The organism is Mesorhizobium sp. CNPSo 4688 (genome assembly GCF_057784295.1).
Window position 1 is genome coordinate 1 of record NZ_JBWLUY010000013.1, and the last position, 12,246, is coordinate 12,246.

The following is a 12,246-nucleotide window of genomic DNA, read 5'->3' on the forward strand; positions in this document are numbered from 1 at the left end:
GGGGAGGGCAAGGGTAGGCGTATTCTCCCCCCTTGAGGGGGAGATGGCCGCGGAGTGGCCAGAGGGGGTCGCCTCGCGTGGAGCGCTAACCTCCATCTGCCGCAGGAGGTCGCGCCCGGTCGAACCGACCCCCTCTGTCGCCGAAGGCGTCCCCGCCATTCTCCAGCGGGATGGGGAAACTCTGGTAGGCAAGTTCGAGGGACGTGACATACCGGCTCCCTTGATTATATGATAAGACTGCTCCACTAAAACGGAGGCGCCTCCGTTTATGTAGGTGGGGGCTTACCCCTCGGGGTTCAAGCCCCCATATGTCGACAGTGGAGAAAAAATTGGACGACCAGCAGACAGCAACCGCCCAAGGTGCGCGCGAAGCCGCAGCGCCAAAGTCGCTGCGCGCCGACGCGCAGCGCAACCGCGACCGGCTGGTCGAGGTGGCGGCGACGGCTTTTGCCGAGCAGGGCGTCGATGCTTCGCTGGAGGAGATCGCGCGCCAGGCGGGTGTCGGCATCGGCACGCTCTACCGACATTTTCCGACCCGCGAGCATCTGGTCGAGGTGGTCTATCGGCGCGAAGTCGAAGCACTCTGCGCGGCTGCCGACGACCTCGCCAGCCACCATTCGGCCGACATGGCGCTTGAACAGTGGATGCAGCGCTTCGTCGACTACATCGCCACCAAGCGCGGCCTGGCGGCCAGCCTGCGCATCCTGTTCAACACCAATTCCGCCGTGTTTTCAGACTTGTCGGGCCGGGTATCGCTGGCCTTGCGGCAGCTGGTCGAGGCGGCCGCGGCCGAAGGCTCGATCCGCGGCGACGTCGACGCCTCCGATGTGCTGCATGCGCTCGGCGGCATCTACTCGGCCCCCGACACCAAGGACTGGCGCGACCGCTCGCGCCGGCTGGTCAAGCTGCTGATGGACGGATTGCGCTTTGGGGCGGGGAAGAGGTGACTTCCGCAGACAATCTCATCTTGGCGTGCAGCGGAATGGGCGAGGTCGATCTACCCAAGCCATTGCTGCCGCCCAACGATATCGTGGCTTAAAGCAATTCCAAGCAAAACAAGAGGTGGAGAGGGTCATCAGCCTCTTTCGTGGCAAAATGAAGCTGGCTTCACGACGCAGGTGTGAAGGCCGAAGGCTCGTGGTGATGGGCTGATGCGTTTCCGACGTATCCATGCACGAAGACTCACTAGGCGGTATCTCCTCCGCGCTCAATCGGGCATGGCGCGCGCACTCGCTCCCGGCTGGCTCTTCAGATCCAAACCGCAGCCGGCCGACCGGCAAGGGCCAAAGGGGTAAGGTTTGCGCAAGAGTAAAGTGTCAAACGTACTGTGCCGGCTATATGTCCTTAATGCTGCTAAGATAACTGTTTTGGTAGGCTCTGACTTTCTTGTTGATATCACCCTTGAGGCCAATCATTGACGCTCTGTTGATTGAAGCTTTTTGGCTACTTGCCTTAAAAGACGCCTTGGCATCCTTGAATTTGAAAAAGAGAACCTGTGTAATGTTGCTTTGGGCCTGTATCAAACAACCAAGCAAAGAAACAAAAACGTCGCTGTTGGCTCCCTGTTCGACCAGACCTATCTGGAAACGTGCGATTCTCGCCCTCTGCGATTCTCGTTCGAATATCTTGAACCAGGAATTGTTGGATTGCATGGCTGCCAAGGCTTTGATGGTCGCCTTAAGAATAGCCAGCGCCGCAACAGAGGGACCGAGAGCTACCGTCATCACCTCGATAATTTTCTCGTTCACCTCAGCTGCGGTGCCTTTTGTACTGTAGTCCGTCATCTGCATGTCCTGCATAGTCCAACCGACGTTCTGAAGAACGGTGGAATACTCGGAAAACCATACCAATGGCTGGAGACTGCTCGAGCTTTTCTTGTTTGCAACAAGTTGCGCAAGTAAGGCCGAAGAAGATATCGTCTCGCGAACTTCGGCGTCGACTCCCTTCGTGAAAGAGAAAAGACCGGCCCCCACAATCTGCGCCTGATTTTTCGTAGTCGTGAAGACTTCGCCTGCGATGTCTTCTACCCCTTGGTCAACAAGTTTGCGTGGTCGCGGAGTTCCGGTAAGGTCTATACCCTTTACGTATTCCCTCGCGTGAAAATTTCTCGCACTCACTATGATCTCCTTCGTTTGACATAAAGGATCGTGCTTATTCGTAGTTGAAGGTATTTTACTCCAGGTATAAATGCTAGTCTCTTGAGCAAATTCTCTTATTCGATGACTGGGAAAGAAATGCCCGATATCAAACGAATGGTAGCGCTGGCGATCGCTGTCTCGGACGCAACGCCATTGCCTTATCTGGCTGGAGCGCTGAATGGGGCGCGCGAATTTTGTAAATGGGCAAAAGCCAGTGGCTATGAGTCTCATCTTCTCGACGACACCAAAAATAAAATCACAATCGATGTGGTTCGTGAAAAGATCGAATCAATTATAGGTTTCAAGGAGATAGAGAGCGGTAGAGGAAAGGAGATCACCAAGCCGCTCATCCACCGGTTCCTGCTTTATTTTGCCGGGCACGGGCTGATCAAGGAAGCCGAAGAGGGCCTGTGGTTGCTATCGGACTGGAAGGACGAACAATGTGCGGTTGGGGTCGAACTGCTCAAGCGGCGGCTCTACAGATACGGAATCGGTCAGTTGTCTATCTTCGCCGATGCATGCCGGAAGTTGCCGCCAGACGTGGACACGGCGGACATGGACATTAGGGGTGTGCTGCAAGCCGGTCCCAAAGAAGGCATTCCTTGGCCGCCAATCGACAAGTTCATCGCCACCCACGACGGCACGGCTACCATCATGATCCCGGGCCCGGATCCAGACCAGGACCGGTGCCTTTTCACGGGTGTCTTGATGGAGGGGTTGTGGGGTGCAAAGCCGGCCGCATTTTCCAAACGTGCCACCAATTGTGTTACCAGCAACAGCCTTGGAACGTTTCTCAGACAAGAGATTCCGCTTATCGCCAAGCGCTATGGCCGCGCAATCCACCCGGTCGTGTTGCCAACATTTCCCGAAGAAGACGACGTCTATTTCAGAAAGGACGCACAGGTCGGAGTACCAGTACTTCCCGATTGGCCGCCCGCTGATGAAGTGCTTGCTTGGGGAGCAGAGGCATCGCTCGAGGCGCTGGTGCCTGAGCCTCCCAAGAGGAGCGACGTTGGCGCAGTCCTTCGCAAGCGGATTAGGCGACAAAAACGCCCCGATGCCTATGAAACCGGGTCGGGATTTGCCGTCGATGGCCAAGCCGTACGCACGCTATGGACCGCGCCAGGCTTCTTTGCCGAGAAACAGGGGACGCCAAACTGGTGGCGTGTAGGTCAGCGCAATGGATATCGGCTGAAAGACCCAGCGGCTGTGCTGATCGAATTCAAGAGCGGGAAATTTGCCCTGACAACAAGCCTGCCAGAGTTCATAGGCTCCGTGATATGCGATCCTAGAGGGGTCTCTGCGCTTGTCTATCGCGAGGTGCACACAGATAGAAACATTGCGCGCAACGCCGAAGAAATGCTCGCTAAAATGGAAAGTGGCGGAATAGGCACAAGGGCCAAGGTCGACTTGGCCGTAAGGCTGCGCCAACAAAAACACGCTGATCCGCTTCTTGGGGTCATTAGCGCCTATCTTTACGACTCGATCAATGACGTGGAAAGTATTCGAAGGATGGCTTACTATTATGCAACGCCGTTCTTCTCACCTTACTACAAGTCTGCGCAGCCGATCCCCTTTGATATAGCGCTATTGAGTGCGATTCGCGGCCGGTTTATAGATGCCGCTCGGATATTGGCCTTTATTCCGGAAGTTCCTGCCGGCAAGCCGCGAACCGAAGAGGAGCAGGTATTTGAGTGGACTTTCGAACGGACGCCTGCGGCAGAAGGTGTAGTCGGCGGCTGTTGGCCTTGGCTGCGGCAGGGTTGGGGTTATCTCGACGATCTCTCGGATGCCGAAGCTACTATCGTCCACCACGACCTGCACAAATTGAGGAGGCACCTGACCAGGAGTCGGTTCTCGACCATGGACGAAGAAGGTGGGTACGCGATCGCGGAGATGTTCGGCCTTAGCCCCAACAAGGGCTAACATTGTGCGAGCCGCCGCATCCGTTGGCCTCGGCGCGCTTTCGCGGGCTGAAATGCCGGTTCACAAGGTGTGTCCGCAACCAGAGCTGTGACCAACGCGGCGGCGTCTCGCGTTTGAAGCCAAAATCCGGTTTCCGCTGGCCGGTGGCGAACTATCCCTTCGTCTCCACCAGGATCACCAGCGACTCCGGCACCACTCCATCGTGAGCCATCGCATCGGCTGCTGCCTTGCTTTGCATCATGGCCGCAAGCTTATCCATGTCCGGAACGTCCATCATGACCGCGACCCGTTTTGGGTTCTGCGGATCGACGAAGGTGCGGATGTTGGTGATCCCGAGCGAACCGAAAAGCTCCTTGCGCTTCGGTGACGAGAGCCAATGCTTGGTGTCTTTCGAGATGTTGTGATGGCCAATTACTGTCGGCATGGCATCCTCCCTAGGAGCCGCCGCGGTCGCAATCGCCCGCTGCTGCGGTCGAGCCAGTGAGCGCCGTTTCTCCTGGGCTGTCAATTAGCCGCTTCTGAGGTGCAGTCTCCGGTCGATGGCGGTAGGGAGGACAGACGCGCCACCCACCTCACAAGGGGGCGGCCCTGGCTCTGCCTTCGCTCCGGCCTGCCCTCATCCCCAACCGCCGCCGCCGCCACCCCCGCTGCCGCCGCCGAGAGTGGGAATAACCGGCGGCTTTTGTGGTGTCTCCTCGGCCGGCTTGATCACTTTGCCGGTAGTCGCCTTCTTGTATCGGACCACCTTCGGCTGGGGCGCTACGCGAACCACCTTGCGATGTTCCACCGGTGGCGCCGGCTCAAACATCGGCGACACCGAGGTGCAGCCCATGAGCCCGGCCAGAACGCCGGAGAAAATTGTCCCGATGAATGCCTGCTTGAATGCCTTGCCCACCATGGCCTCCATTGTTCAAAACAAGTCCCGACGCGGATTGGCTTCTTCCCAGACCCCCCGGGCCGCTTTGACCAGTTGCGTGTCCAGCGAACCGGACGGCAGGGTCTTCGACTTCAGCTCTTGACGCAGGGCGTCCAGGGCCGCCGTTTTTGGCTTCGTCCCGAACTGCGCCAGGCCCTTTTTGGCGTCCGGAAGCTCCTTGCGCAGGTCCAGCGCGACGGCGAATGCCAGGAAACGCACAGCAACGGCCTGATCGGCCTTGTCGCCTCTCGCCATCTCCAGGGCCGCGCGATCATAGGCGCCAGAGTAATCACCGCGCGCGGTCGCCAGTTCAAACAGTCTTTGTGCTTCCTCGAGATTTCGCTCCACCCCTACGCCGTCGCGATACATGCGCCCAAGGCTTGCCGGAGCGTAGGGCTGGCCAAGATCGGTGGCCTGCTGGAACAGCGCTTGCGCCGCTTTCGGATCCTTGTCGATGCCCTGGCCGGCGAGGTAATTGCGGCCGAGCAGGTTCATCGAATACATGTCCTGGCGCTGCACGCCCGCTTGCAGGAAGGCGACGGCGCGGGCCGGATCGGCAGGCACGCCATTGCGGCCCTCGGTGAAGATCGCGGCCAGATCGTTCATGGCATAGGTGTGCCCCATGGCCGCCGCCTTGAGCAGCAAGTCCAGGCCCTTGGCCGTATCGCGGTTGACGCCGTAGCCGTTGAATAGGGCGCGGCCCCACGACGTCATACCGTAGGGATCGCCTTTGTCGGCGGCAGCCTTGTAGAGAGCGTTGGCCTGGGTGCGGTCGATGGCCGTTCCGGTCCCTGTTGCGTTGAGATAGCCGAGTTCGAAGACAGCGCGCACATGCCCCTTCTTGGCGGCGTCCTCGATCGCTGTCTTGGCCTCGGCGACCTTGCCGGCAGCTAGCAGCGCGCGGCCGAGCTCGTAGCGGAAGCGGGCGACATCGGGATAGGTTTTCACCGCGGCCTCGCAGGCCGCCACCGCACCGGCGCCGATCTCGTTCGGCAGCAGTCCGGGCACCACCCCTTGCAGGTCGAGAGGCTCGCCTGCCGCGGTATCGCAGGCATCGACCGTCGGCGACAGCTTCATCGTCGCGGGTTTGGACGAAGTGCTGTCGGCGCGGATTTCAAAACCGACCACGATCGGCGCGGTGGTGCCGATCTGCGGCTCGTAGCGAAGATGGTCGACCTCGCCGGCCAGCAGGCTCGATTGCGGCGAAAGCGTCCGATCCGGCAGTGACAGCGTTCCTGTTGCCGGATATCCCGAGACCTTCAGGCTGACCGCCGGATCGTCGGTCGGGAAATCCAGGTTGAGCGCGACCGGTCCGACGCCGACGGGAATATCGAGCTTGCGGTTCTCGATCGCTTCGGCGGCGTCGGTGATGTGGATGCCGCGCTCCAGCACCTGCTGCTTCTGCTCGGCCTCGAGCGAAGCCATGATCTGTTGGCCGGCGGCGCCTTCGCCGCTCTTGACGCGGAACACCAATATGCCCTGGCTTCCGCCGCCCCAATTGTCATGCGTGGCATAGGCCAGCATATCCACCTCGTCCTGCGTGGCAGCCCCTTTGGGCACATCCATCTGCAGGCGCGGCAGATCCTTGCCCGCGATCGGTTCGCCCACCACGACGTCCTTGCCGTCCAGCATCAGCCGGCCCATTGCGGGCGGCCTTTCGATGCTGACGGTTATAGCGCCGCCATCGACATCGACCGGCTCCGGCAGGCCGAGAGCGACAGGGCCGACCCCCGACAGCACCACCTTTTCCAGCACCGGCGGCAGCGAGGGCCGGTTGCTGCGGCGCACCAGCACCACGTCGTCGATCAGCGAGGAGTTTTCCCAAGGCACCTGCATGCCGTTGGTGGCTTGCACGACGTCGCGGCGCACCGCCGACATGACCGTGCGAATCTCCTGGTTCGGCGCCAGCGCGCGCCGCGAAAAGGCCGATGAAAACGGGCTGAGGTCGCCGCTGCCGTCATAGGCGACCGCGCCCGGTTCGGTGGCGAAGGCAATCAGCGTGTTGAGCGAGCTGCGCACCTGCGCCAGCCCGGTATTGCCGGCGGTGACAAGCTGGTCACGCAGCCAGTAATTGTTGCGCGGGAAGGGGTTGTTGCGGCAAGCATCGAGAATGATCACCTGGATCTTCGACTTCGAGCGCAGCTGCTCCAGCACATCGTTGAGCTTGATCGCCTGGACCTCGATATCGGCCGCTTTCTTCAGCGAGGCGTCGACCGGGATCAGGAAATTCTCGCCGCCAATCTGAAAGCCGTGCCCGGAATAGTAGACGACGGCGAGATCAGCGCCGTCGACGGCGGCCAGGTAGTCCCGGAACTGGCCTTCGAATTGCTGCTTGGTGAGGTTCTCGGCGACGAAAACCTCGAAGCCCGCCAGCCGGAACGTGGCCGACACGTCCTCGGCGTCCTTGGCCGGGTTCTTGAGTGCCGGGATGTCACGATATTCGGAATTGCCGATGACGAGGGCGACCCTTCGATCAGCGCAGGCCTCAAAGGTCGTGAGGCTGACGAGGATGAAGGCCGCGATGAATCCGCAAAGTCGGAGCATGGCAAAACCCCTGGCCGCTGCCTGACGCCGACGAGAACACCGCTTGCGGCATCAAGGCCCGTTGATCGTATGCAACCTGCCACAGGATAAAGTGAAAGGCCCGTCACCGCCAGACCATGGCAGGCGATTTCTTTCGGCGCTGACTGACGTGGTGGCAGTAGCACGCGCTTCAAAAGCGGGTATGTGACAAGTCTCACAGTCACATCAACGGGCTGAATGCGCCGTCCGACACCAGGGACTGGTGGGCTGCGGCAGGATGCGATGGCCAAACTTCGAGGCAAACCTTGCCGAAATGCTTCTGCGCTTCGTAATGCCTGAAGGCGGTGGCGATGTCCTGCAGCGGAAAGCTGCTGTCTATGACGGGCTTCAGGCGATTGACCTCTATCGCCCGGATCATGTCTTCCTGGTTGGCCCTGCTGCCGATGGAAATCCCGCTGATGCGGATCTGGTTCGAAAACAGCGCCGGGATCGAAACTTCGGCCGCAAAGCCGGTCAGCACGCCGATGAGGGCGATGTGGCCGCCTGTCCGGCAGGCCGCTATCGACTGCGCCAGTGTCGCGGGTCCGCCGACCTCGATCACCTGGTCGACACCGCGTCCATCCGTCAAATCCCTCGCCTTGCCGCCCCAGTCCGGCACAGCCTTGTAGTTGATGACGTTGTCGGCGCCGAGGCGTCTCAGCTTCTCCAGCTTCTCTTCACTGGACGAGATGGCGATGACCCGGCAGCCTTGGCAAATTGCAGCGCGAACAGCGACACGCTGCCGGTGCCGAGGATCAGCACCGTGTCGCCGGGCTTCACCTTGCCGCACGTCACCAGGCCTCGCCAGGCGGTAACGCCCGTGCAAGTAAGCGTTGCCGCCTCGAGATGCGTATAGCCCGCCGGCGCCCTGGTGAAAGCCTGCGCCGGCTTGCACACATATTCGCTGGCGAAGCCGTCGAAACTGTCTCCTGGAATGTCGCGCCTTGTGTCTGATGTCATGTCGCCGCCCAGCCACCCGGGATAGAAGGTGCTGACGACGTTATCTCCTGACTTGAACGCATTGACGCCGTCGCCGACGGCAATCACCTCGCCGGCGCCGTCTGACAGGGGCACGCGGCCCTCGGCGAGCGGCACCTTGCCTTGCACGGCGAAATCGTCGCGCATATTGAGCGAGCAGGCGCGGATCCTGATCAGCATTTCGCCCGGCCCAGGCTGCGGATGATCTTCCTCGACCAGGTCGAACTTGTCCAATCCGCCCGGCGCTCTCAGCCTGACCAGCTTCATTGTCTCTCTCCGACGTGCGGGGTGTTGGAATGCGAGCCGGACTATTGCCGGACCGGCCGGCCGGAAATCACACGCAGCCAAGGCGCCAGATGAAAGGCGCTCATCAAGAGATACATCACCGGCATGCCGGTGAGCAGGGAGGCATTGGCGCCCAGGCACGACGTCATGCTGTCGCCAGCGTGAAAGCAGGTAAGCAACGCCATCGCAGCGAAAGTCGGCGCCGCGGCGAGGCACAGCCAGTCGGCGATGCCGAGCGGCGCCGCGCCGGTGGATTGAGGGATCTCGCTGCAGGCGCCGATATCGCTCATGGTTCTCATCCTTTGATGAACGCCTGGGGCTTGGTTCCTCCCCCCGCCTTCGGCAGGGGCGAGGAACCCCAAGCTGGATAGCCCTTACTTGCCGTCCTTATCTCGGAACGCGGCTTCGCCGGCTGCGGCCACCGCTTCCCATGTCTTGTCGGGCGCGGCGTCGTAATTGTCGTGCCAGTTCCACCAGCTGTAGAGCTCGGTCTGGGGATAGCCTTCGGGCGAGTCTTCCCAGACTTCCTGGCGGCCGAGCGGCGTGGCGTCGAGATAGCTCCAGACGGTTCCCATCTGCTCGTCGCCGCGGCTGTTGATGAAGTAGGTGCGATACACCTTCTTGCCGTCCTGGATGAAGACGTTGTGGCCGTGCCATTCGTCGACGCCGAAATCCTTGTCGAAGCTGTCGGTGATTGTGTACCAGGGCATCTCCCAGCCCATCCGCTGCTTCAGGCTGACAATGTCGGCCTGCGGCGCGCGCGAGGCATAGGCCAGCGTGGTATTGCGGGCGTTGAGATGGGCGAGATGGCCGACCTGGTCGGCGCCGAGCGAACAGCCGCGGCAGGCATGTTCGGGCCAGCCATAGACGCCGGGCTCATAGAAGGCGCGGTAGACGATCAACTGCCGGCGGCCTTCGAACAGGTCGAGCAGGCTTGCCTTGCCGTTGGGGCCTTCGAACACATAGGCCTTATCCACTTCCATCCACGGCATGCGCCGGCGTTCGGCCGACAGCGCATCCCTGGCGCGCATCGTCGCCTTTTCCTTCACCAGCATCTTTTCGCGCTCGGCTTCCCATTCCTGCCTTGAAACGATTGGCGGGGTCTTCATTGCCACGTGCTTGGTCATCGCTCGTCTCCTTTGTCAGTCCCGGTTATTTGTCAGTCGTCGAGCCGTTGCGGCCTGCCGTTGCCTGCTGATCGTGAGGTAGGGTAGGGCCGCGAGACGGCGAGGGCGGAGTTACAAATGTGACGGGATTTGCAGGCGGCCCACCGCAGCAGGGGTGGCGGGGCCGCGCAGTGTGCTCAAGGTCCTCGGAAACAGGCATTGTCAGTTTTCCCTTATGAGAAGCTTAAAAATACCATCTGAGATGCTCAGGCTAGCGACTGCCGATATTGGCGTCAACGACAGTACCAGTGTCTCCTGCCAGCCCAGATGGCCAGTTTGCCGCCCCGGCTTGCTGCTTGGCGGCGGTGACTTAAGTTAGGGCCATGACCGGCGGAGGTGGGAGTTACAAGTGTGACGGGATTTGAATGGACTCGCTGATCACCGCGGCAGGGCTGGCGCTGGCCGCGGGTGATCCGCTGGCCGCGCTCGACCGCGTGGCCTTGCGCGAGGACGCGCCGGCGCTGGCGCTGCGCGGCATTGCCATGGCGCAGCTCGGCGATCTCGATCGCGCCAAGCTGCTGCTACGTCGGGCCGGCCGCGCCTTCGGTCCGAAGGAGGCGGTGGCGCGCGCCAGATGCGTCGTCGCCGAAGCCGAGATCGCGCTGGTCTCGCGCGACCTCGGCTGGCCGGCCAAGGCGCTCGATGCGGCGCGGGCGACATTGGAAAGGCATGGCGACCGGCTGAACGCCGCGCATGCCGGCCATCTCAAGGTGCGCCGCCTGCTGCTGATCGGTCGCCTCGACGAGGCTGAAGACGTGCTGGCCCAGCTCGATCCGGCGCCGCTTCCGCCGGCCTCACGCGCCGCGCATGAACTCGCCGTTGCCGGCATCGCCATGCGCCGGCTCAAGACGAAAGCCGCGCGCGCAGCCCTTGAATGGGCGCGCCACGCCGCCCGCCGGGCCGGCATTCCGGGCCTCATGGCCGAGGTCGACAGCGCCTTCCTGGCACTCGACACGCCGGCGGCTCGGCTGATCGCCAATGGCGAAGAGCGACCGGTTCTGCTCGAAGACGTCGAGGTGCTGCAGGCGTCGTCGGCGCTGGTCATCGATACGTTCCGCTATGTCGTGCGCAAGCAGGAAACCACGGTCTCGCTGGCAACGCGCCCGGTGCTGTTTGCACTGGCGCGCGCGCTTGCCGAAGCCTGGCCGGCGGATGTGTCGAGGGCAACGCTGATTGCCCGCGCTTTTGGCGGCAGGCACGCCGATGAATCGCACCGTGCCAGGCTGCGGGTCGAGATCGGCCGGCTGCGCGCCGAATTGCGGTCGCTGGCCGGCATCGGCGCGACCAGCCAAGGCTTTGCGCTGGCGCCGCGCCAGGCAGGCGTGGTGGCGGTGCTGGCGCGGCCGATCGAGGAGCGGCACGCGGTGGTGCTGGCCTTCCTGGCCGATGGTGAAGCCTGGGCAAGCTCGGCGCTGGCGCTGGCGCTCGGCGCCGGCCAGCGCAGCGTACAGCGAGCGCTCGAGCAGCTGGCCGAGGCCGGCAAGGTGCAGTCGTTCGGTCATGGTCGCGCGCGCCGCTGGATGACGCCGCCGGTGGCGGGTTTCACGACCACCTTGTTACTCCCGGCACCGCTGCCAAACGGCTAGGAAGGTTCCGTGACCGTGATCGAGGACCAGGACATGAAACATTCAACCGCCGAAATCCTGCGCGAATACGGGCCCTTTCCTGATGTCGACATCGTGCATGGCGTGAGCTTTGACGGGCAAAATGTCTGGTTTGCCACGGGAGAGAAGCTGACCGCCTTCGATCCGGCAAACGGTGAAACGCAGCGCTCGATCGATGTCGCGGCCCATGCCGGCACTGCCTATGACGGCCGGCATCTGTTCCAGCTGGCCGGAGATCGCATCCAGAAGATCGACCCCGACACCGGCAAGGTGCTGGCCACCATTCCGGCGCCCGGCGGCGGTCGCGATTCCGGCATGACCTGGGCCGAGGGCACGCTGTGGGTCGGGCAGAACCGGGAGCGCAAGATTCACCAGATCGATCCCGAGACCGGGAAAATCCTGCGCACCATCGAATCCAACCGTTTCGTCACCGGGGTGACCTGGGTGGATGGCGAGCTGTGGCACGGCACCTGGGAAGGCGACCAGAGCGACGTGCGCCGTGTGGACCCGCAAACCGGAAAGGTGCTGGAGCGGCTCGACATGCCGGCGGGGGTGGGTGTGTCGGGGCTCGAATCCGACGGCGGCGACCGCTTCTTCTGCGGCGGCGGCCCCGGCGGCATGGTGCGAGCGGTGCGCCGGCCGAGATAGGCAGGCAGGGTATTCCCTACCGC

General features: G+C 62.1%; 10 protein-coding genes and 1 pseudogene. 4 read left to right on the forward strand and 7 right to left on the reverse strand.

The genetic code is table 11. The features are described from left to right. The first annotated feature begins 308 nt into the window (after positions 1 to 308). Positions 309 to 947, forward strand: a complete 639-nt coding sequence (locus tag AC04SH_RS23820) for a TetR/AcrR family transcriptional regulator (RefSeq protein ID WP_488576905.1) — start codon at positions 309 to 311, stop codon at positions 945 to 947. Positions 948 to 1,334: 387 nt separating this feature from the next. Here AC04SH_RS23820 and AC04SH_RS23825 read toward each other — a convergent pair whose 3' ends face one another. Then, positions 1,335 to 2,117, reverse strand: coding sequence for a hypothetical protein (locus AC04SH_RS23825; RefSeq protein WP_488576906.1), 783 nt, complete (start codon positions 2,115 to 2,117; stop codon positions 1,335 to 1,337). 81 nt (positions 2,118 to 2,198) lie between these two features. Here AC04SH_RS23825 and AC04SH_RS23830 point away from each other — a divergent pair, with 81 nt between their 5' ends. Next, positions 2,199 to 4,064 (forward strand): hypothetical protein, encoded by a 1,866-nt coding sequence (locus tag AC04SH_RS23830; RefSeq protein WP_488576907.1) that lies wholly within the window; start codon positions 2,199 to 2,201, stop codon positions 4,062 to 4,064. 151 nt (positions 4,065 to 4,215) lie between these two features. Here AC04SH_RS23830 and AC04SH_RS23835 read toward each other — a convergent pair whose 3' ends face one another. The 6 genes and pseudogenes from AC04SH_RS23835 to AC04SH_RS23860 all read right to left on the reverse strand — a co-directional run bounded on the left by AC04SH_RS23835 (position 4,216) and on the right by AC04SH_RS23860 (position 9,932). Beyond that, on the reverse strand, positions 4,216 to 4,488 hold the full coding sequence (locus AC04SH_RS23835; protein ID WP_488577055.1) for a hypothetical protein: 273 nt from the start codon (positions 4,486 to 4,488) through the stop codon (positions 4,216 to 4,218). Positions 4,489 to 4,680: 192 nt separating this feature from the next. Next, the gene (locus AC04SH_RS23840) at positions 4,681 to 4,962 is read right to left on the reverse strand and encodes a hypothetical protein (protein WP_488576908.1); all 282 of its coding nucleotides are present in this window, start codon (positions 4,960 to 4,962) and stop codon (positions 4,681 to 4,683) included. 12 nt (positions 4,963 to 4,974) lie between these two features. After that, entirely contained in the window at positions 4,975 to 7,524 is a 2,550-nt protein-coding gene (locus AC04SH_RS23845; protein ID WP_488576909.1) for a caspase family protein, read from the reverse strand. A gap of 199 nt (positions 7,525 to 7,723) precedes the next feature. Next, a pseudogene (locus AC04SH_RS23850) lies at positions 7,724 to 8,787 on the reverse strand (zinc-dependent alcohol dehydrogenase family protein). Positions 8,788 to 8,828: 41 nt separating this feature from the next. After that, entirely contained in the window at positions 8,829 to 9,095 is a 267-nt protein-coding gene (locus AC04SH_RS23855; RefSeq protein WP_488576910.1) for a hypothetical protein, read from the reverse strand. Positions 9,096 to 9,179: 84 nt separating this feature from the next. Further along, positions 9,180 to 9,932, reverse strand: a complete 753-nt coding sequence (locus AC04SH_RS23860) for a DUF899 domain-containing protein (RefSeq protein WP_203279472.1) — start codon at positions 9,930 to 9,932, stop codon at positions 9,180 to 9,182. Between the two features lie 404 nt (positions 9,933 to 10,336). Here AC04SH_RS23860 and AC04SH_RS23865 point away from each other — a divergent pair, with 404 nt between their 5' ends. Further along, a complete protein-coding gene (locus tag AC04SH_RS23865; protein ID WP_488576911.1) occupies positions 10,337 to 11,557 on the forward strand; it encodes a helix-turn-helix domain-containing protein in 1,221 nt (406 codons plus the stop codon). Positions 11,558 to 11,590: 33 nt separating this feature from the next. Further along, on the forward strand, positions 11,591 to 12,223 hold the full coding sequence (locus AC04SH_RS23870; protein ID WP_488577056.1) for a Vgb family protein: 633 nt from the start codon (positions 11,591 to 11,593) through the stop codon (positions 12,221 to 12,223). Positions 12,224 to 12,246 lie beyond the last annotated feature (23 nt).